Annotated in this window: 22 protein-coding genes; 14 read left to right on the top strand and 8 right to left on the bottom strand. The window is 43.3% G+C overall.

Annotation, left to right across the window (positions count from 1 at the left end; genetic code table 11):
- Positions 1-446 precede the first annotated feature (446 nt).
- The 3 genes from D7Y06_RS19470 to D7Y06_RS19455 form a co-directional block, all read right to left on the bottom strand.
- On the bottom strand, positions 447-1028 hold the full coding sequence (locus D7Y06_RS19470; RefSeq protein WP_120409362.1) for a TetR family transcriptional regulator: 582 nt from the start codon (positions 1026-1028) through the stop codon (positions 447-449).
- 33 nt (positions 1029-1061) lie between these two features.
- On the bottom strand, positions 1062-1628 hold the full coding sequence (locus tag D7Y06_RS19465; protein WP_120409361.1) for a glycerol-3-phosphate responsive antiterminator: 567 nt from the start codon (positions 1626-1628) through the stop codon (positions 1062-1064).
- Positions 1629-1971: 343 nt separating this feature from the next.
- Positions 1972-3312 (bottom strand): butyryl-CoA:acetate CoA-transferase, encoded by a 1341-nt coding sequence (locus tag D7Y06_RS19455; protein ID WP_120409359.1) that lies wholly within the window; start codon positions 3310-3312, stop codon positions 1972-1974.
- Between the two features lie 194 nt (positions 3313-3506).
- On the opposite strand from D7Y06_RS19455, the gene D7Y06_RS19450 reads away from it, so the two are divergent.
- Positions 3507-4010, top strand: a complete 504-nt coding sequence (locus tag D7Y06_RS19450; protein ID WP_120409358.1) for a DUF6106 family protein — start codon at positions 3507-3509, stop codon at positions 4008-4010.
- A 4-nt stretch (positions 4011-4014) separates the two neighbouring features.
- Here the strand turns inward: D7Y06_RS19450 and D7Y06_RS19445 are convergent, their stop codons facing one another.
- Complete coding sequence (locus D7Y06_RS19445; protein WP_120409357.1) at positions 4015-5178, bottom strand: glycosyltransferase family protein; 1164 nt, start codon at positions 5176-5178, stop codon at positions 4015-4017.
- A gap of 25 nt (positions 5179-5203) precedes the next feature.
- A complete protein-coding gene (locus D7Y06_RS19440) occupies positions 5204-5632 on the bottom strand; it encodes an RrF2 family transcriptional regulator (protein ID WP_120409356.1) in 429 nt (142 codons plus the stop codon).
- A 170-nt stretch (positions 5633-5802) separates the two neighbouring features.
- Here D7Y06_RS19440 and D7Y06_RS19435 point away from each other — a divergent pair, with 170 nt between their 5' ends.
- Both D7Y06_RS19435 and D7Y06_RS19430 read left to right on the top strand, forming a co-directional pair.
- Positions 5803-6525 (top strand): ABC transporter ATP-binding protein, encoded by a 723-nt coding sequence (locus tag D7Y06_RS19435; protein WP_120409355.1) that lies wholly within the window; start codon positions 5803-5805, stop codon positions 6523-6525.
- A gap of 8 nt (positions 6526-6533) precedes the next feature.
- Positions 6534-7451 carry a SufB/SufD family protein gene (locus D7Y06_RS19430; protein ID WP_120409354.1) on the top strand — a complete coding sequence of 306 codons (918 nt, stop codon included), beginning with the start codon at positions 6534-6536 and terminating at the stop codon, positions 7449-7451.
- Between the two features lie 36 nt (positions 7452-7487).
- On the opposite strand, the gene D7Y06_RS19425 is transcribed toward D7Y06_RS19430, so the two are convergent.
- Positions 7488-7910: a hypothetical protein gene (locus D7Y06_RS19425; RefSeq protein WP_199714788.1), complete on the bottom strand. Its 423-nt coding sequence runs from the start codon at positions 7908-7910 to the stop codon at positions 7488-7490.
- 102 nt (positions 7911-8012) lie between these two features.
- On the opposite strand from D7Y06_RS19425, the gene D7Y06_RS19420 reads away from it, so the two are divergent.
- From D7Y06_RS19420 to D7Y06_RS19405, 4 genes are read left to right on the top strand one after another with little or no spacing between them, the layout of a single operon-like run.
- Positions 8013-9194, top strand: coding sequence for an exonuclease SbcCD subunit D (locus D7Y06_RS19420; protein ID WP_120409353.1), 1182 nt, complete (start codon positions 8013-8015; stop codon positions 9192-9194).
- The gene (locus D7Y06_RS19415; protein WP_120409352.1) at positions 9175-11877 is read left to right on the top strand and encodes an AAA family ATPase; all 2703 of its coding nucleotides are present in this window, start codon (positions 9175-9177) and stop codon (positions 11875-11877) included. The genes D7Y06_RS19420 and D7Y06_RS19415 overlap by 20 nt, the downstream gene beginning before the upstream one ends.
- Entirely contained in the window at positions 11859-12656 is a 798-nt protein-coding gene (murI, locus tag D7Y06_RS19410) for a glutamate racemase (RefSeq protein WP_120409351.1), read from the top strand. Before D7Y06_RS19415 ends, murI begins: the two co-directional genes overlap by 19 nt.
- An 18-nt stretch (positions 12657-12674) precedes the next feature.
- On the top strand, positions 12675-13661 hold the full coding sequence (locus tag D7Y06_RS19405) for a helix-turn-helix transcriptional regulator (RefSeq protein ID WP_120409350.1): 987 nt from the start codon (positions 12675-12677) through the stop codon (positions 13659-13661).
- Here D7Y06_RS19405 and D7Y06_RS19400 read toward each other — a convergent pair.
- Positions 13642-14388: a TraX family protein gene (locus tag D7Y06_RS19400; RefSeq protein ID WP_120409349.1), complete on the bottom strand. Its 747-nt coding sequence runs from the start codon at positions 14386-14388 to the stop codon at positions 13642-13644. The two genes, D7Y06_RS19405 and D7Y06_RS19400, sit on opposite strands and share 20 nt — an antisense overlap.
- A gap of 230 nt (positions 14389-14618) precedes the next feature.
- Here D7Y06_RS19400 and D7Y06_RS19395 point away from each other — a divergent pair, with 230 nt between their 5' ends.
- From D7Y06_RS19395 to D7Y06_RS26610, 7 genes are all read left to right on the top strand, one after another.
- Positions 14619-15368: a LytR/AlgR family response regulator transcription factor gene (locus D7Y06_RS19395; RefSeq protein WP_158591435.1), complete on the top strand. Its 750-nt coding sequence runs from the start codon at positions 14619-14621 to the stop codon at positions 15366-15368.
- On the top strand, positions 15365-16666 hold the full coding sequence (locus tag D7Y06_RS19390) for a GHKL domain-containing protein (RefSeq protein WP_120409347.1): 1302 nt from the start codon (positions 15365-15367) through the stop codon (positions 16664-16666). The genes D7Y06_RS19395 and D7Y06_RS19390 overlap by 4 nt, the downstream gene beginning before the upstream one ends.
- A gap of 696 nt (positions 16667-17362) precedes the next feature.
- Complete coding sequence (locus tag D7Y06_RS19380; protein WP_120409345.1) at positions 17363-17689, top strand: hypothetical protein; 327 nt, start codon at positions 17363-17365, stop codon at positions 17687-17689.
- Positions 17690-17848 carry a hypothetical protein gene (locus D7Y06_RS26115; RefSeq protein ID WP_158591434.1) on the top strand — a complete coding sequence of 53 codons (159 nt, stop codon included), beginning with the start codon at positions 17690-17692 and terminating at the stop codon, positions 17846-17848. It abuts the gene before it with no gap.
- A 4-nt stretch (positions 17849-17852) separates the two neighbouring features.
- Positions 17853-18050 carry a hypothetical protein gene (locus D7Y06_RS19375; protein ID WP_120409344.1) on the top strand — a complete coding sequence of 66 codons (198 nt, stop codon included), beginning with the start codon at positions 17853-17855 and terminating at the stop codon, positions 18048-18050.
- Positions 18051-18100: 50 nt separating this feature from the next.
- Entirely contained in the window at positions 18101-19084 is a 984-nt protein-coding gene (locus D7Y06_RS19370; protein WP_120409343.1) for an NYN domain-containing protein, read from the top strand.
- Positions 19074-19244, top strand: coding sequence for a DUF6472 family protein (locus tag D7Y06_RS26610; RefSeq protein ID WP_199714786.1), 171 nt, complete (start codon positions 19074-19076; stop codon positions 19242-19244). The genes D7Y06_RS19370 and D7Y06_RS26610 overlap by 11 nt, the downstream gene beginning before the upstream one ends.
- Before the next feature lie 152 nt (positions 19245-19396).
- Here the strand turns inward: D7Y06_RS26610 and D7Y06_RS19365 are convergent, their stop codons facing one another.
- A complete protein-coding gene (locus tag D7Y06_RS19365; protein WP_120409342.1) occupies positions 19397-21001 on the bottom strand; it encodes a CTP synthase in 1605 nt (534 codons plus the stop codon).
- Between the last annotated feature and the right edge of the window lie 9 nt (positions 21002-21010).

Here is a 21010-nt window from a genome sequence, read left to right as displayed (position 1 = left end):
TAAGAAAGGTGGTGATGCCAACTTCTTTACATTCTACAATATAACCACTATATGAAAAAACAGCTGATAGCACCAAGGGGGAAGTCCGCCCTTTTTTAGTGTATTTTTATCATTCCTATCATCTATTATTGTTGGTTCAATGGCTTAATCTTGTTGTAATGTCATACCACTACTAAGTTGTTAACATTGGGTGAAAAATACGGGGAACATTCGGCATTAAATATGTTTTGGGAGTATTCCATGACAGATCCATATATTTTGAGGAATTTACCGGTTTTACAGAGCATGAGGTAAAGGATTTATGTGAAGAACATAGCTGTGTGATAGAAAAGATTCAAATGGGGAACGGAGCCGTGGACAGTTTTCTATAAAAATGAAATATATGATTTGCGCAAAAAAAATTGCAGACAAAGCCTGCAATTTTTTTTTGCTCTTTATGTTGTTGTTTAGCTGGCAGCTACATTTGCTCCGATATAATCCACAGGGGCTACTAACTGGGAGCCGTTGAGTATAGAAATCATAAACTGAAAATCTTTTATTATTTCCTCATCGCTTAAATGTTTTCTCTGATAAATATAATCTAACATATAATAGGAAAAGGAAGTGCTAAAGAAATCTACACAAAACTGCCACTCTTTTGCATATCTCTTAACGCCAAATCTGTCATAATTTTTATACATTTTTTTGATTTGCCATTCGATGGGTTTTTTCACACTGTGCAGTATTTTCGGCCATTCAATTTCACGTACAATTTTGTCATAAAAGAATTTATCTCTCTGAATGACCTGTATTAATTTGAGAACCCACTCTTCCAAACCGGCATTTTCGTCACAATTAACAGCCTCTGCAAAATCATGAATTGCAATCCACTCTAAGACATCATAGATATCTTTAAAATGGTAATAAAAACTTTGACGGCTCATATTGGTTGCAGCCATGATATCCTGAATTGTAATCTTCCGAATTTCCTTGTGATACATTAATTCCTTGACACAATCCGCAATTTTTCTCTTTGTCGAATAACACATACATAATCCCCCTTAACACTTATGTACCTGCAGTTACATTTCCCATACGTTTGGATTCGTTGTGGAAATAGCAATAGCCCCTGCGTTCAGTGCAGCTAATACATCTTCTTTTTCGGAAATCAATCCCCCTGCAATAATTGGAACACCCAAATTGGAAGCCATAATTTTTATGATTTTGGGCATCAGGCCCGGCAGAATTTCCACGATATCTGCATACTCTTTGATATGGGTATTCAGATTATCAATGACTTTGGAATCAATCACAAAAATACGGTATATGGTACTTAAAGATAATTCTTTTGCGCGTTTAATTTGTTCAATTCGGGTGGAAATAATTCCGTCGGCCTTTGTGTAGCAGGAGATAAAATCCACTGCCTCCACCCTTGAACTTAAACCTGCGATTAAATCCATGTGTACCACTACGGTTTTGCCTGCTTCTTTTATATGTTCCACAATTCCGGCGATAGTACTTACGTCCCCATACAACACAAATACCACGCTGGTATCTTTGGAATTTAAGCATTTTTCCAATCCCTTTTCATCTTTAATGGCTGCGATGATAGGATTATCTGTAACCGCATCGTAAAATGCCTGTTTCATTAAAATCTCCTTTCCTTATTATTGCGCTGTTTTCTGCGCATCCAGGTATACCCGGAGGATGTTTCCTGTACATTTTACGGGACAATCCGCTTTATAAGAACCTTCTCCTGCTATTTTCTTATAAAGATGCCATTCCTGAAGCAGAAAACTTTGTGGCAGGGCATGACATGTCCCTTTTGGGTATAAAAAAAGAGCATGACTATAAAATAACATTTCTGTTATGTATATAACCATCTCTTTTTCTCTAGGTCACATATAAATGAATGTCGCTGCACATTATTTTATGTGCTTATTATACCTTCTTTCGACAAAAATTGCAATGACCATTTTTTATAAGTTTTTTTTATTTGTTGCTTCTGCGCCAGATTTTCATTTTGTCGGCCTCGGCAATGAGCTCATCCCTGAAATCCGGGTGGGCAATGGAAATTAAGGCCTCTGCACGCTGCCATGCGGATAAACCTTTTAAGTTTACTTTACCGTATTCTGTTACCACATAGTGCACATTTGCACGGGTGTCGGTTACGATGGAGCCAGGATTTAATGTGGGCAGTATACGTGATTTTAAGGTGCCGTCCTTCGTCTTAAAGGTGGAGGAGCAGCAGATAAAGCTCTTTCCGCCATTGGAAAGGTAAGCGCCAAGCACAAAGTCGAGCTGTCCGCCTGCGCCGCTGATGTGTTTCACACCTGCAGATTCTGCATTTACCTGGCCGAACAAATCCAAATCCACGGCATTGTTGATAGAGATAAAGTTGTCCAGTGAACTTACGGAACGGATATCGTTGGTATAGCTTACGGGAGCGCTTAACATTTCCGGGTTGTTATCCAGATAGTCGTACATTTTTTTTGTTCCGCATCCAAAGCCGAAGGTTTGGCGGAAACGGTCGATATTCTTTTTGGAGCCGTTGATTTTCCCGGCTTTTGCAATGTCAACAAAGGCATCAACATACATTTCCGTATGTACCCCTAAGTCTTTTAAGTCGGATTCTGCAATCATGGAGCCCACGGTGTTGGGCATACCGCCGATTCCAAGCTGTAAGCAGGCGCCGTTTGGAATCTCTTCCACAATTAATTTTGCCACTGCAATGTCAACATCTGTCGGCTCTCCCCCTGCACCCAGTTCGCCGATTGCCGGATTTTCTCCCTCAACAATGTAATCTACCTGGGAGATATGGATGCCGTTTTCAAAGCCGCCTAAGCAGCGGGGCATATTTTCGTTTACCTCCACAATAATTTTCTTGGAGGTCTCGCAGACAGCCATTAAGTGGGAAGCATTCGGCCCAAAGTTAAAGTAGCCGTGTTTGTCCATGGGTGTAACCTGGAACATAGCCACATCGTTTTTTGTGGCGGATTCCCTGTAGTACCGGGGAAGTTCAGAGTAGCGGATGGGAGCGTAATATGCGCAGCCGCGGTTGATATATTTTCTCTCAAGGCCTGACATATGCCAGGAGTTCCAGGTGAAGTGCTCACCGGCATCTTCCCGCTCAAACACTGCCAGAGGCTTTAAGAGAATTCCGCCCCGGAGATTGATGTCTTTTAACTCGTCGGTTCTTTTGGCAAGGGCTTTATCCAGAGCGTCAGGAGTGCCGTTACACCATCCGTAATCCACCCAGTCCCCGGATTTAATGATTTTTACTGCTTCGTCGGCAGTTGTAAGTTTCTGTTCGTATTCTTTTGCAAAATCCATGAAAAAAACCTCCTATCAACTTTGTTAAAAATTTAACCTTATAGTACCACTTTACAGGGGAAAATACAAGGGTTCCAGGTGAAAGGGTTAGGGAAATAAATTTCACAAAAATTTTATTAGTAATTTTATGGAAAAAGTATTATAATGTTTATTACGGTTACTGTCCGAATGACTTTAGATGAGAGGTTAGATGTATGTACGATTTTCAAAATACGGTGTTGCTCTCGGCAAGACCTACAAAAGGAACTTTGATTTTGCGCAATGTGGCTCTGCTTTTGGTGGCCCTGACCCTGCTGGGATGTATCTGGATTAATATGTTTTCCTTTGCACCCCTATTTATTGCCGCCATGGCATTTTGGTGGTGGGGGACCTTCCGCACCGGGCTGGAGTATGAATACACTTACTTTGACGGGGATTTGGATTTTGACAAAATCCGCGCCAAGAGTAAACGCAAACATATTTTAAGCATCCATATGGACAACGTGACTTCTATTGTTCCTGTAAACGACCCGTCCCTTTACAACATCCACCAGAATTCCGGGACGAAGATTGTGGATGTCAGCAGCCGCAAGCCGGACCGGAAGGTGTATGAGATCGTTCACCAGGATGCAGGGGTGACTACCTGTATACGGTTTGAGCCGGACGAAAAGTTTTTGGATTTCATTTCCATAAAATACGGAAGGAAAATTACAAGATAAAACATCAGGCATGGATATTGTCTGTAAACTGTAAGAAATTTTTAGCCCGATGAGCCCAGGTATGTTCTGCCTGGGCTGATTTATGCCCATTTTCTGTAATTTCGATTCGTTTTTCCTCGTCAAGGAGCAGTTTTTTTACCGTTTCACACAGCATTTCAGGCTGGCGGACCTGATAGAATACCAGCTCTTTTCCATGGGAAAACTGCTTTTTCAGCATCAGGGAAGAATCTGTCAGGCAGAGACTTTTATTTAACATGGCAGAATATACCCTGTCGTGGGCGCCGGCCTTAAATTCCGGCATGAGATTTAAGGTGATTTTTGCCCGGCGGAAACAGGAAAAGGTATCCTTAAAATCCATGTCGTCTATGACGGATACGTTTTGAAAGTCCGCAATAGAGGATTTCCGCCAGCCGTTGCCGCAGAGGGTCGTGGATATCCCGGACTTGGCCAGGGAGGTTAAGAGGTTTTCTCTGCGCCAGGCACGGATATAAGTATCTGCCAGAAAACATGCCTGCATATGCAGGGGGAATAATTCTTCCACAATTTCGTCCAAATCCGGCAGCATGGCCCGAAGGGCAGCTTCCTGGGTGAGGGCGGGGTCTTTTTTCATAGCATGAATCAGTTCTTTGGTTATTTTCCCCATAAAACTTGGGATCTTTTCAATGGAAACCGCCACTTCCCCAGGGGAAGTGTAGGAGCCGGAAAAAAGAAGGTCTATGTTTTTTTCCGGATACCCCTCCTGCTTGGGGGCGATGTCTTCCCCTGTCATGGGAAGCACATGGACGGAGGCGATATGGGGGTAATAAGTCTCAATGTAGGTTTTGTGATTTTCATCCAGACAGACCACATGAAAGTTCTTTAAAGGTTGTTTCAGCATGTCGTGGTGGTACAGGGGATGGTCCAGGATAAAGTCAAAAAAAGGCGCATGTATCTGATCCAGAAAATAGGCGTCATCATACATTTTCAGCTTGGGGAGATTGGAATTAAAGTCCACCATGGCATCAAACCTTTGGCCTGCGAAGCGTTCCATTGCCTCTAAGGGTTCTTTTTCCCCGGAAAAGACGGTGACGGTATGGTTTGTCCCAAGTTCTTTAGCCAGGGAATCGGAAAAATAGTTGTAGGAATTGTAACAGACATTTCTTAACTGGAATAATAAAAATTGTTTCATAAACCCTCCGTAAATATGAATGGAATTAGATAGAGTATTCGTTTCCTGTCTGCCCCTCTAAAACATCCTGCAGGGTAATGCCGTTTAGGTAATCCAGCATTACCTGGTACAGCCCTTTGTAAATGGGCAGGGTAAGGCAGCCTTGGCAGTTTTCACACAGGTTGGGATTTTGCTCCATACAGCTTACAGGGGCAAGGCTTCCCTCGGCGCTTTCCAAAATTTCCCGCACCGTAATCTGGGAGGGAGGTTTTGCAAGCTGATATCCTCCGGTGTGGCCTTTGTTGGCGTAGAGCAGGCCTCCCCGGTTTAAAAAGGGGATAATCTGTTCTAAATATTTTTTGGAGATATTTTGACGGGTGGAAATGTCCTTTAAAGAGATAAAGCCTTCATTATAGTGTTTTGCCAAATCAATCATCATGCGGAATGCATACCGTCCGCGGGTGGAAATTTTCACAGTTACTGTCTCCTTTTTGTATTTGATATAGTACTTATGATACCATAGAAAAGCTGGGTAAACAAGGTTTGCCCAGACGTGATTTTTCAGTTGCCGTTTTTGCACTCCGGTAGTATAATAGAAAAGTAATTTTACCAAAATATAGAATAGGCGAAAAACAGGAGGCTGACATGTTAGAATTGCGCGGCATATCTTATGAGGTGGACGACGGGGAACACCGGGAGATATTAAAAAATATAAATTTAAAGATAGAAGACCATTTTGTAGCTATTACAGGGCCAAACGGCGGGGGGAAATCCACCCTTGCAAAAGTGATAGCGGGGATTATCACACCGGCGTCCGGACAGATTTTTCTGGACGGGGTGGATATTACGGGGATGAATATAACTGAGAGGGCCAAAGCAGGCATCAGCTACGCATTTCAGCAGCCGGTGCATTTTAAGGGCCTTACCGTAAAAGATTTAATTACTTTAGCTGCGGGGCGCACCATGAAGATTTCCGAAATCTGCGACATACTGTCGGAGGTAGGGCTCTGTGCCAGGGAGTACATTGACAGGGAGATTAACAACAGCCTTTCCGGGGGGGAGTTAAAGAGGATTGAGATTGCCATGGTAACGGCCAGAGGGACCAAGCTTTCCATTTTTGACGAGCCGGAGGCGGGGATTGATTTGTGGAGTTTTAATAGTTTAATCCACGTCTTTGAGAGAATGCGCCAGGAAATCAACGGCATGATTTTGATTATCTCCCATCAGGAGAGAATTTTAAATGTGGCGGATAAAATTGTGCTGGTAAAAGACGGTGAAGTTTCCGCTGTGGGAACGAAGGACGAGATTCTTCCCATGCTGTTAAACGCAGAGGGAAGCTGCAAGACTTTAATGGATAAGACGAAATAGGGGGGACTATGGATACAATTCAAAGAAATCTTTTAGAGCAGGTGGCAGGCCTGCACGAGGTGCCTGCAGGGGCTTATAACATCCGTGCAAACGGTCAGAAAGCGGGCAGGAACAATACGGCAAATATAGAGATAGTTACAAAGGAAGATAAAGAGGGCATTGACATTGTAATAAAGCCCGGGACAAAAAATGAGAGTGTACACATTCCCGTTATTTTAAGCGAGAGCGGGCATCAGGAGATGGTGTACAATGATTTTTACATTAGTGAGGATTGTGATGTCACCATTATTGCCGGGTGCGGAATCCACAACTGCGGTGTGGATACATCTAAGCATGAGGGAATCCATACCTTTTATGTGAAAAAGAACGCCAAAGTCCGCTATGTGGAAAAACACTACGGTGAGGGGGACGGCAGCGGGGAAAATATTATGAACCCTGTCACGGTGGTGCATTTGGAGGAAAACGCTTATCTGGAAATGGAGACGACCCAAATTAAGGGCATTGATTCTACCAACCGCATTACAAGAGGCACGTTGAAAGAAGGGGCAAGGCTTGAGGTAAAGGAAAAAATTATGACCCATGGAAAACAGTATGCCCGGACAGAGTTTGAAGTGGATTTAAACGGGGAGAACTGCAGCGCCAATGTGATTTCCCGGTCTGTGGCAAGGGATACTTCCAAGCAGGAGTTCTTTTCCCGGATTAATGGAAACGCAGCTTGTGCAGGACACAGTGAATGCGATGCCATTATTATGGACGAGTCCTGTGTTACCGCCAGCCCACAGCTTACGGCAAACCATGTGGACGCCAGTCTAATCCATGAGGCTGCCATCGGGAAAATTGCAGGGGAGCAGCTAATAAAGCTTATGACCTTGGGACTGACGGAGGCGGAGGCAGAACAGCAGATTATCAGTGGATTTTTAAAATAAAAGAAATGAGAAACACCAAAAAGTGTTTCTCATTCTTTATTTTTGATCTTTATCAGATAGTGTATGGAATCGTTCGTCCTTATCCTTGAGTGCATATGTAGTAGCGCCTGACATTTTTGATTTTCTCTGGCACTGGGAACAGATAGAGCCAAATTGAATGGGAGTACCACATTTTACACAGTGCATAGCTTCAATTTTGGGTTTGCTGGCCAGTTCTTTATATTCGATTCGGCCTTCGCGAATCCAGTGCTTTACTTTACTCAGAGGAATTTTAAATTCCTCAGCTACCATATATTCGGTTACATCGTTGGCCCGGATGTATTCTTTTACCCGGGAAAATAAGTCGCGCTCTTTGCAGCGAGGGCAGATGTCTCCTGTGTAGTCTTTTGGCAGAGGACGCCGGCAGTCTTTGCATTCTCTGGGTGCGTCAAATAAGTAATGTTTACCAGATGCGGGCATTTCAAGAAGCCTCCTTTACAAATATTATTGCGGCTTTTTAAAGTCACGTAATGTCATTCCTGACACTTATTATACCATAAATTTTTTAGAAAGGGAACAAATATGAAATTTTTTCATATATCGGATCTTCACATTGGAAAACAGCTTCATCACTACAGCCTAAGGGAGGAACAGCGGCATATACTGGAGAGTATTATATATTTGGCGGAAAGGGAAAGGCCCGATGCCCTGCTTTTAGCAGGGGATATCTATGATGCCGGCGTCCCCTCCGGTGAGGCAGTGGAGCTTTTTGATTTCTTTCTTACCAGTTTGTGCCGGAAAGTTCCAAATATAAGTGTTTTTGTGATTGCCGGGAATCATGACAGTGGGAAACGGATTTCCTTTGCCAGTGATATTCTGGCCAGACAAAAGGTTTATATGGCAGGGCTGCCGCCTATGGAGGAGGGGGAGTTTTTAAGGAAAGTTGTTTTGGAGGATTCATGGGGGAAGGTGAACTTTTATCTGCTTCCCTTTACAAAACCTTCCCATTTGCGGAAATTTAGAAAGGAACCCTTTTCCTCCTATGAGGAAGCCTTAAAATTTTTGTTGGAACGGGAAACTGTCAACAGGGAAGAAAGAAATGTGATTTTATCCCACCAGTTTTACACTTCATCCGGGAGAAAACCGCAGCAGAGCGATTCGGAGACAATTTCCGTGGGAGGTATTGACCAGGTGGATATTTCCATTTTAAAGGATTTTGATTACGGGGCATTGGGCCATATTCACCGTCCGCAGAATATGGGGAAATTTATCCGGTACTGCGGCACCCCTCTTGCCTATTCTGTCAGCGAGGCGGATCAGGAAAAAACGGTTACAATGGTAACTATGGAGGGGAAGGGAAAAGAACCGGTAATAGATGAGCTGCCCTTAACCCCAATGCGCAGGGTGAGAAAGTTGAAGGGAAGACTTTATGAAATCTTAGATCTGGCACAGGGGAGCATAGTGGAAGATTTTGTGAGTATTATGCTGACGGATGAGATTGAGGCATATGAGCCAATGGAAGAGCTAAAGGAAATGTACCACAGAATTTTGGAGCTGGGGGTGGACAATAAACGAACCAGAGACGCCATGGATATTTCTTTTGGGGAAGTGGAGGAAATGGAGCCGCTTTGTGCATTTCTATCCTTTTTCCGTGAGATGAGGGGAAGGGATATCACAGAGGAGGAACGGTCTTTGGCAGAGAAAGTGATTTTAAAATGTACAGCGGAATCCGAGGAGGGAGAAGATGAAGCCAGTCTATATTGAGATGTCAGCCTTTGGCTCTTACGGAGGTGTGGAGACAGTGGATTTTTCCCGGAAACAGGAAGGGTTATTTTTAATTACCGGGGATACGGGGGCGGGGAAAACCACAGTTTTTGACGCTATGATGTACGCCCTTTACGGGAAGACCAGCGGCGGGGAGAGAAGCGGTGCTATGATGCGCAGCCATTATGCGGGAAAGGAGACAAAAACCTATGTAAGGTTTGTGTTTTCTCTTCAGGGCGAGGAATATCAGATTACCAGAAATCCAGAATATCAGATAGAAAAGACATTAAAAAACGGGAAAGTGAAGCAGCAGAAAGTGGCTCAGGGCGTAGAACTTTTTTTGCCGGATGGCACGGTATTTCCAGGCAAAAAGCAGGAGACGGAGGAGCGTATCCGGGAGATTATTGGATTGACGGGGGAACAGTTTAGCCAGATGGCTATGATAGCCCAGGGGGATTTTTTAAAGCTTTTATATGCCAAAACAGATGAGAGAAAAAAGATTTTCAGCCACCTTTTCGGCACGGGCATCTATGTAAAAATCCAGGAGGAATTTCGGCAGCACGCTGCTAATATTGAAAAAAAGTTAGAGGAGAATAATCAGGCATTTCATCAGGAATTTGCCCGGACAATCGCTCCCTGTGGGTATCAGGCCCGGGAAGATTCCGGGGAATACAGGTCAAAGCTTTCGATTTTGGAGGACTATCTCTCTTTTGGAAAAAAGAAGGAGAAAGAAATCGCGGCTGCCCGCACAGAGTGCCAAAATGAGCATCAGAAAATTATGGATGTGATAATCAGGGCCAAGGAGACGGAAAAACTCTTTGATGCATGGAAAAAAGCCCTTTCGGAGCAGGAAACGCTCTTAGGACGCCAGGGTGAGATTGGGGAAATGGAAAAGCGCTTGAAGCGGGGGGAGATGGCAGAAAAAGTCCGGCACAGCGAAGAAAATGTGAGAAATGTAAGAAAGGCATTGGAACAAAAGGAAAAAAATGCTGAAACTTTAAGGGCAAAGGATGAAATACTGAGCCAATCCATGGAATTATCTCAGAATGCAGTCCGATGGCTTTTCTGCCGGAGGCAAATATATACTTTAAACCTTCTTTCCGGGGAGCTTTTAATCTGCACAGAGCACAGGCAGCAGGAGGAGGAGAAGAAAGCGGCCTGGCAGAAGCTTGTTGAGGAGAGCCTTGCAAAGCGGGAAGATTACGAGAAGAAATATTCTGTGTTCCTACGGGAGCAGGCAGGGATATTGGCAAAAGGACTTTCCCAGGGAGAACCCTGCCCTGTATGCGGTTCCAGGGAGCATCCCCGGCTGGCAAATCTCTCCGGTGAGGCGGTAAGCCAGCAGGAGGTGGAGAAGGCCAGGAAAATCAGGGACAGCGCCGAGGAACAAAGAGAGCAGGCCGGGCAGGAATACCGTTTAAGAGAACAGAAGGCCAGGGATATTTGGCAGCAGTTTTTTATTCATGTGAAAGAATTTTTTGGAGAGGCGTTTTCAGAGGAGGAATCGAGAGATAGAATCCTTAAAGAGCAGGAGGTCTTGGAGAAAGAGGCAGGAGAGTGGGAAAAAAGCCTGAGACATGCGGCAGATTGGAAGGGATTTCTCCGTGATGTGAAAAATGGCGCCAAAACTTGTCATGGCCAGGAAGGAATTTCTTACTTTGACAAAAAGACAGAGGAAGCCAGGGAGCGCATTCAAAAGATGCAGGGGGAAATCAGCACCAACAGGGGAAATCTGGAAGCTGTAGAGAGTGAAGAAAATAGACTGCGAAGAGAGTTGGAAGGCCAGGATACGTTATTTCAAAGGATGCGGAAAGAAGCAGGGTTTGAGAGCGAGACACAATACCGGGAAAATCTGGCGGAAGAAAAAGACAGGGAGCAGTGGGAAGAAGAAATACGTTCTTACCAGAACCAGGTGAATTTAAAAGAAGGGGAGGTCAAAGGTCTTTTATCCCAGCTGAGAGGCAAACAGCAGCAGGATATGGAGGAACTCCAGAGACAGGAAAAGGAATTAAGCCAGCGTTTAAAGGATATGGAGGAACAACATATGGGATACCATGCCGCCAATGAAACGAACAGAAAGATACAAAAGAATTTGATTTCCTTGGAAGAGGAGAGTAAGGCGCTGAAAAGAGATGCGGCAGTGGCGGAAAGCCTTTCTAAGACTGCAGGGGGACGGCTTACCCAGTCTGTGAAAATGGATTTGGAAACCTATGTTCAGAGAAGATATTTGAAACAGATTATTGCCCAGGCAAATAAGCGCTTTATTAAAATGACGGACAGGCAGTTTATGCTGAGCATGAAGGAGGATTCCGCAGGGAAGGGAAAGAATGAGGGATTGGATTTAATGGTATATGCCATTCCCACCGGAACACTGCGGGATATCCGTACCTTGTCCGGGGGTGAATCCTTTTTGGCTGCATTATCTCTTGCCCTGGGACTTTCCGATATTGTAATGCGCCAGAGCGGGGGAATCCGTCTGGACATGATGTTTATTGACGAAGGGTTTGGTTCTTTGGACGAGGAATCCAGAAAAAAAGCGATAGAGGTGTTGCGGGAGCTGTCTGTGGGGAATCGGCTCATTGGTATTATATCTCATGTGACAGAGCTTAAAGAACAGTTAGATTATAAATTATGTGTTACAAGAAACGAGAAAGGGAGCAGTGTATGTTGGGAGATTTCATAAAGCGCACAGGAAAAGCACCCATTGCAGTGTTTGATTCGGGAGTGGGGGGGATTAGTGTTTTAAGGGAGCTGATTGCCCTTATGCCCCAGGAAAACTTTTATTACTATGGGGATTCCGCCAATGCCCCTTACGGCACAAAAGGGCTGGAGGAAGTGCGGAAACTTACAATGGACCATGTAGATACGTTTATCCGGGAGGGGGTGAAAGCTGTGGTGGTGGCGTGCAACACCGCCACCAGTGCAGCAGTCCGCCTTTTGCGGCTGAAATATGAGGATATTCCCATTATAGGAATTGAGCCGGCCTTAAAACCTGCGGTTTTATCCAAAGAGAATCCTAATGTAGTGGTAATGGCCACACCCATGACCATTCGGGAAGAAAAGTTCCATAATCTTATGGACCGATACACCCATATGGCCCATATTATCCCCCTGCCCTGTCCGGGGCTTATGGAATATATTGAACACGGGGATATTCAGGGGGAAGAACTTTTAACTTTTCTGGAAAAACTATTTGATCCCTTTGATAAACAAAAGCTGGATGCTGTGGTACTCGGCTGTACCCATTATCCCTTTGTGAGCAGGGAACTGAGAAAGGTTTTGGGAGAGAAAGTGGCCTTGTTTGACGGCGGGGAAGGAGTGGCCAGAGAGACAAGACGACGCCTGGCAGAAAAAGGGCTTTTAAATGAGGAGACAAAAAACGGGGAGATTTTATTTGTGAACAGTGAAAATACAGAGGAGAAAATCAGGCTTTGCAAAAAGCTTCTGGCTCTGCCCAGGTAGATTTTATAAGGAGGATATATGTCAAAGTCTTATCATCAGAAGCTGAAAATACTTTATATTGCCCGGATGCTCCTGGAAAAATCAGACGAGGAGCATTTGCTTTCCACCAAGGATTTAATAGCAGGGCTTTCCGAGTACGGTATTTTGGCGGAACGGAAAAGTATTTATGCGGATATAGAGGCATTGATAGAGTTTGGAATGGATATCGTGAAAGAGGAGGGGCGCTTGGGGGGCTACTATATTGCCAGCCGTCAGTTTGAGCTGCCGGAGCTAAAGCTTTTGGTGGATTCCGTGCAGGCATCCAAATTTATTACAGGGAAAAAATCCAGAGAGTTAATCGGGAAATTGGAGACTTTGACCAGCCATGCCAACGGGGGAAAGCTGCACCGCCAGGTGGTGGTGGCAAACAGGAACAAGGCGATAAACGAGTCCATTTATTATAATGTGGATGCCGTTTACACAGCCATGAATGAAAATGTACAAATCCGGTTTCAATATTTTTCCTGGACGCCGGATAAGAAGATGGAACTTCGCAAAAATGGGGAATTTTATCAGGTAAGCCCCTGGTATTTAACCTGGGAAGATGAGAATTATTATCTCATTGCCTATGATGGAAAAGCGGAAGTTATGAAGCATTACCGGGTGGATAAAATGTTAAAGCCGGGAAACACAAAAGAGAAGCGCCAGGGAAGGGAACTGGCGGAAAGTTTAGATCTTGCGGCCTATGCAAAGAAAACCTTCGGAATGTTTGCCGGGAACGAGATGACGGTGGTTTTAGAATGCAGCCAGGAACTGGCAGGAGTGTGCATTGACCGGTTTGGAACCGATGTGGCCATGCGCAGAACCCGGGAGGGACGCATCCGCCTGCGGGCAGACGTGGCGGTTTCCCCACAGTTTTACGGCTGGCTGGCAGGGTTGGGGGACAGAATAAAAATTATATCCCCGGAACATGTAAAAGACGCCTACCGCCAGTGGCTTCAAAATATTATACGGTCTTTAGAATAAAGTGGAAGAACAGGTACAACAAAAGTAAATGTGCTGGATAAAAAGCATAAAATACATATTTCAGGTTAAGACCACGTTTCCCGTTGTAAAATTTTACCAGCAGGATATCTATAAGGGCCGGGCTTTCTATTATGTTCATGGCGGAGAGCCATATCACGGAAATACCCATGGCCAGGGCGTTGCTTTTGTATTGCCTGAACATATAAAGAAATACAATGGCCAGTACCCCTACGGCTCCGTAGTCGGTATATAAAAATTGTCCCAGTAAGATTCCTGCCACTAGAACAATGATTTCCACAACAAATTGGAGGAAACCGTGAAATACATGTTTTGTATGGTCCAAAAGGGCAATCACCAAAAGACCGATAAACAAGGTGAAAAAAACATTTTGATGCCGCCAGTAAAACATCTGCCTGTTAAATGCCAAGTCGAAAGGAATTTCTGAGATAAAGGCAAAAACTAAGAGCCGCAGGGCATATTTTTTTACATCCCGGGTGTGGAAAAAGCCTTCCACCAAAAGAAAGCAAAAAATGGGAAATGCCAGGCGGCCGATAAGCCGCATAATATAGTAGGGCACCATATAGTTACTGATTTGAGTTTCAAATGCCACCACTCCCAAATGGTCGATAAACATGGTGACGATGGCGATAAGTTTTAATGTGCTGCCGGATAAGCCGACGGCCTTTTCCTGCTGTGGCGCCCGCTGGGCGACAGTAGAGTCTGACATAGTTAGCCTCCTGTTTTTTTATTCCCCTAAGGGTTAATACCCCGCTGCCTGCAGCGGGGTTATTTGAATTATTTTAACATATGAATTTATTTTTGAACAGTATATCATTGAATTTTTTTCTAAAAGTAATTTTTTAATAGGTTAGATATTGTGAGAAGTCAGCGAAAAGGCGGGAAACGCATTGACGCTGATTTTACTTCACGTTATGATTGTAAAAAGGAGGAATGTATATGATAATAGGAATTTGTGATGATTCAGCCAGGGATCGTGAACTGATATATAACTATTGTGAGGCTTTTTTTGCCCGCCTTGACATGGGACATCAATACCGGATGTTTTCCAGCGGAGAAGAGGTTTTGGACTATTGCAGGGGAAAAGACCGGCAGCGGGTGGATCTGCTTTTTTTGGATATTGAATTGGGAGAAATTGACGGTATACAGGTAAAGGACCGGATTTTAAGAAAGGGTATGGTCTGGCGAATTGTATTCGTCTCTGGGAATCAGGATAAGGTGTTTTTATCCTTTGGATTAAAAACACTGGGGTTTTTAGTAAAACCTGTGGAAGAGGAGGATATCAGCAAGTGGATTCAGGTTGTTTTGGAGGAATTAAAGGAAGATGTTATGATTAAAATTGCGGACTCCAAAACAGCAGAGGAGAGGTATGTCCGGCTGGAAGACGTGGAGTATTTTGTGGCGGAGGGCAACTATACAAAAATTGTGCTCCACACAGAGGAGGATTCCCAGGAGGAGTATATTTTGGTTACAAAGAAAATTGGGGAGTTGGAACAGGAATACAGCAATTTCCCTATTCTGCGGGTACATAAATCCTATATGGTAAATCTGGAAAATGTGATGGATATTAAGGGGGAGATAACCATCAGGGACAGTGCCGACAGAATTCCCATTGGACGGACCTTTAAAGATTCCGTTAGAAAGAAGTATCTGGAATTTGGAAGGGAGAAAGTAAGAGGAAGAACATGAGGGAGGATATCATTTACCTGACATTGTATTTAATCACAGAGATGGCTAATTATCTTTTGGCTTACAGGGTTATTTTTCAGGCCGAGATTACCAAGGATAAGAGGCGGTGGGGAGTGGGGATTTCTAGTCTAATAATAATTCATTTACTGATTATGATTATATATGGCGAAAATATATCAGAGTCTCTGAGTATTATTACAATGATAATGTTGCCTATATGTATATTGCAAAAAAGAGAAAAGAAGTATTTTATTATATATCCCTTTATTGTGATAGGGACTTCCAATATTATGGTAAGTATGACATTTTTATGCGCCCTGTTATTTAAAGCGTCAGAATTTAAAGTTTTGGAAAATGATACGTTAAGAATTTTTTGTCAATGTATACCAATAATATTGATGTTGGGATTGGAAATTCTTAATAAACGTAATAAGAAAAAGTTAATTTATGTACAATTGGGGCGGCAGCAATATATTTTGTTCTATATAGGAATAATTTGTACATATTTAATGATAAGTGCTTTGCAAGTTATATCTAAAGGTAATATTTCAAAAGATGTAATAAATATATGTGGGCTGGCAATTTCAATTGCTTGTATCGTTTTTATCTTTTTAATTCTTTGGCAGGGTATTGTGGTCTATCGGGAAATTCAGTATAAAGAACGGTGTGAGATGAATGAAAAATATCTGGAATTGCAAGCAGAACATTTTCAGCAGCTTATGGCGCAGGATGAAAAAATGAGGAAATTTCGCCACGATATGAACAGCCACATGAATATGTTAAAGTATTATTGTGAAAGTAAGCAGTATGAGGTTTTAACCGATTATCTTTCAAATATGACACAAGAATCGGCGGTTTATGATGTAACTGTATATACGCGAAACAGCAGTGTTGACGCTGTTATTGCACCATTGGCGCTGATAGCACAAGAAAAGAATATCGAAATGGAATGGAAAGGAATACTTCCAGAGCAGACAAAAGTTGCTTTATATGATTTGTGTACGATAGTGTCTAATCTTCTCAAAAATGCTATTGAAGCCTGTGAGGAGATTGCAGAGGAAAAGGAGAAGAAAATTGAAATCAGGGTGGGAAGTTATAACAATCAAATTTATCTGTCCTTTAGAAATACTGTGGAAAAAAATATTATGGTGGAGAAACAAAGGCTAGTAACATCAAAAAGAGATAAGGATAATCATGGTATTGGAAGCCAAAATGTAAAAGAAGCAGTGCAAAAATATGATGGAACAATTATTTATAAATGTGAGGATGGATGGTTTGAAGTAAAGATAGGGATTTAAAGCACTGAAGTAAAATGAAAACAAGTTTAAAATGCTGATATTGAATTATTATTTTTGGTGCAGAGAATATTATGTCGATACAGTTAAAAAAGTAAAAGCAGAATCAGGGCATAAAATATATTTTTTTGTCGTTCATACAAAAAATATGTCGTTCATACAAAGTAAATTGATTTTTCCATATGAGGAAGATAAGATGAAGTTATTAAAAAGAGAAATTTCAAAGGAGGAGTAAAAATGAAATTATTTTGGTTAGATTATTGGTTTTTTTGGCCATTTGGATAAGCATTGCCGTATTACAAGCATGGTAGATTCGTACAACGCACAGTTCTGAATTTAACATAAAAGATAATTATGGTTCTCCCTCGTTGACCATATATCAAAGGAACTCGTAAGTTGAATTAGTTTAGAATCCTCAAAATAATGAACTTTTGCCATGTGTTTCACTGCGGTTGCTTTGTGTGTGGGAAATGAAGTAAATAGGTGATGAACAGGTGAGAGTGCCCCCTATGTGTGTGGCACTCTCATTGTCTATCAAATAGAACTTGCATTTTGAATTCAAAACCTTTATTCTTAAATCACAAAAAGATGTTCGTCTTTTTAATTTCTATAGGATTTTTATCATTCACAGTTGCAGCAGTGCTGTATCCGGCGTTTTCGCCAAAGTTTCTCAGATTATATTTTTTACAGGAGGATTATTTGGTAAAGGTGATCCCCCAGCGCACAGTTCAGGGAATTGATACCAAACACCATGGTATTCGTCTGGACGCTTTCATAGAAGATGTTTCCAGGGATGAAATTATGGGAGAAATGGAAATGTTAGATGTCCAGGTGGTGCATGAGAAATCCGATATTTATGATATAGATCCAAATAAGATACACGAAAAAGAAAGGCTTTCCAGAAAAATAAGGTATTATCATGGCCTGATTGACACAAAACTTTTAAGGACAAGCGTGAGTTATGAAAAGCTTCCGAATGTTTTTATCATCATGATACTGTCCTATGACCCTTTTGGGAAAAAGTGAATGGTATATACCATAAAAAATCAGTGTATAGAGGATAACACGGTATCTTATGAGGACGGTGCGGCAAAGTTGTTTTTGTATACAAAAGGGACAGAAGGAAAGCCTAGTCAAAACTTAATTGATATGTTAAAATATATTGAAAAGTCAGGTGAGGGATGAACTTGTGAAAGAATTGGACAAAGCTTATGACAGCATACCCCAGGAAGTGCTTATGGGTCTGGTGGAGATGGAACAGCCAAATAAAATAGCCATGCCCCTTGCTGCAGTGGTCAGCGCAATTGGCTGCGGGGAGCTGGAGTTTACCAATGTGGCGGATGGTTTAAAATTCCAGAAAAAAACAGGACTTAACTTGGAGAATTGATGATAGTTATAATATCTAATTTGTGATATACTATTTCTGAGGTGAAAAAAATGGAAGACAAACACTATGCGGTGCTGATTGATTCAGATAATGTTTCGGCTAGGTATATAACGGCAATTTTAGACGAGATGACGAAGTACGGCACCATAACTTACAAAAGAATTTACGGGGACTGGACAAGCAACCAAGCTTCCAAATGGCGGGAGGAGCTTTTGGCAAATTCCATTACCCCCATTCAGCAGTTTTGCAACACGGCAGGGAAAAATGCCACGGATTCCGCCCTGATTATTGACGCCATGGATATTTTGTACACCGGCCACGTGGACGGGTTCTGCATTGTGTCTTCGGACAGCGATTTCACAAAGCTTGCCAGCAGGCTAAGGGAGTCAGGCATGGATGTAATTGGCATGGGGGAGACAAAGACACCGAAATCTTTTAAGGCGGCCTGCTCCGTGTTTACCAATCTGGAAATCCTCTTAGAGCAGGAGGCGGACAAGGTGGACAATATCTCCATGAAAACCATACAGGAAGCTATTGTGGAGATTATCACGGAAAATGAAAACAACGGGCGGAAAACCGGCCTTGCGGAAGTGGGAAATTCCCTGTTAAAGAAATATTCCGATTTTGACGTCCGCAGCTACGGGTACAGTTCCCTGTCCCGTTTTATTGAGGAAATGCGGGATACCTTTACCCTGCACAAAAAAGATAATGCTATCTATGTGAAATTAGAGGATGTTAGCTTAAAACGGGAACAGCTTGAGTCCTATGTGAGGGAGCAGGTGAAAAATTCCAATGGGGAAGGGGTGGATTTGGCTGCCCTGGGCCAGAAACTCCACAAAAAGTATCCTGATTTTAAGGTAAAGGAGTACGGATATTCCACATTGCAGAAATTTGTCTCCCAGATGGACGGGCTGGAATTGGTAACGGAGAACGGCCTGCAGAAAACTGTGGTGGAGAGAGAGCAGAAAAAAGCCATTGAGCAGTCCAAAAAGACAATTCTCCACGGAAAGAAGGGGAGAAAAAGTGGAATGTGATTACTGTGCTTACAATGCCTATGATGAGGAAGCGGAGGAATACTACTGTTCCGTAAATTTAGATGAGGACGATATGGCAAGGTTTATGAGCCGGAAATACAAATCCTGCCCTTACTTTAAAAACGGTGACGAGTATAAGGTGGTGCGGCATCAGATGTGAGGGATAATTTTGTGCCGCACAAAATAGAAAAATAAATACAGGGCATTTTGTTCTCCCCAGCGGAGACAAAATGCCCTGTTTGCCTTCTTAGCATTTGTTGTACTATTTAAAAACTGACATGGAAGGATTACACCATCCGGCTAAGCATTAAATCACCGCACCGTCTTTAAAGCAGCCTCCACAAATCCTTTAAACAGGGGATGTGGGCGGTTTGGCCTGGATTTTAATTCCGGGTGGGCCTGAGTGGCAATAAACCAGGGATGATTGGGAAGTTCAATCATCTCCACAATTCTTCCGTCCGGGGAGATACCGCAGAGCTTCATGCCGTTTTCCGTTAAAATATTTCTGAAATCGTTGTTCACCTCATACCGGTGCCTGTGTCTTTCGTGGATGGTTTTTTCTTTGTACATGGCATAGGCCCTGGAAGAAGTGTCAAGGTCACAGGGGTAGGAGCCAAGCCTTAAGGTCCCTCCGATATCCTCCACGCCGTCCTGATCCGGCATCAATGCAATGACGGGATGGGTAGTCTTGGGGTCTAATTCAATGCTGTGGGCATCGTGCATGCCGCACACATTTCTGGCAAATTCAATAATGGATACCTGCATTCCAAGGCATAGGCCAAGGTAGGGAATGTTTTTGGTCCTGGCGTAATTTGCCGCCACAATCATGCCTTCCACCCCCCGGTTGCCGAAACCGCCGGGAACCAGAATGCCCTGGGCACTGCCCAAAACTTCCTCCACATTATCTTCATTCAGCAGTTCGGAATCCACCCAGTTTAAATTTACGGTGGCGCATTCTGCGATGCCTCCGTGTTTTAATGCCTCCACCACGGAAATATAGGCGTCATGGAGCTGGGTATACTTTCCTACCAGGGAGATATTTACCTCCTTTGTGGGATGCCTTAAGTTGTCCACCATCTGTTTCCAGTCCTCCAAATCCGGTTCGGGACAGTCTAAGCGGAGACATTCGCAGGCGACCTTTGCCAGATTTTCTTTCTCCATGGCAAGGGGGGCTTCATATAAATATTCCACGTCCAGATTTTGCAGAACATGGCCGTTTGGAACATTACAGAACAGGGCAATTTTATCCTTGATTCCCTGGTCTAAGGGCTGTTCGGAACGGCATACAATCATATCCGGCTGGATTCCCATTCCCTGTAAATCCTTAACGCTTGCCTGGGTGGGTTTTGTCTTTAGCTCCCCGGAGGCTTTCAGATAGGGGATTAAGGTAACGTGGATTAAAATGGCATTTTCATGGCCCACATCCTGCTGGAACTGGCGGATAGCCTCTAAAAAGGGCTGGCTCTCAATATCTCCCACAGTTCCCCCCACTTCTATAATGGCAATGTGGGTGTCGTTTGTAGTAAAATTCCGGTAAAAACGGTTCTTAATTTCATTGGTAATGTGGGGGATAACCTGTACTGTGCCCCCGCCGAAATCACCCCGGCGTTCCTTCTGCAGAACAGACCAATAAATTTTTCCTGTGGTTACATTGGAGTTTTTGGTCAGGCTTTCGTCAATAAAGCGCTCATAGTGGCCTAAATCCAGATCCGTTTCCGCGCCGTCATCGGTTACAAATACCTCACCGTGCTGGATGGGGTTCATGGTACCCGGGTCGATATTAATATAGGGATCGAATTTCTGCATAGTTACTTTGTATCCGCGGGCTTTTAATAAACGGCCCAGGGATGCTGCTGTGATTCCTTTACCCAGGCCGGATACCACACCGCCGGTGACGAATACATATTTTACGGGCATGTCTTATCC

It is taken from the genome of Roseburia sp. 1XD42-69 (genome assembly GCF_003612565.1).
Classification (GTDB): Bacteria; Bacillota; Clostridia; order Lachnospirales; family Lachnospiraceae; genus Roseburia_B.
Note: the sequence above shows the minus strand (reverse complement) of the source record. Positions and strands in the feature narration are given on the sequence as shown.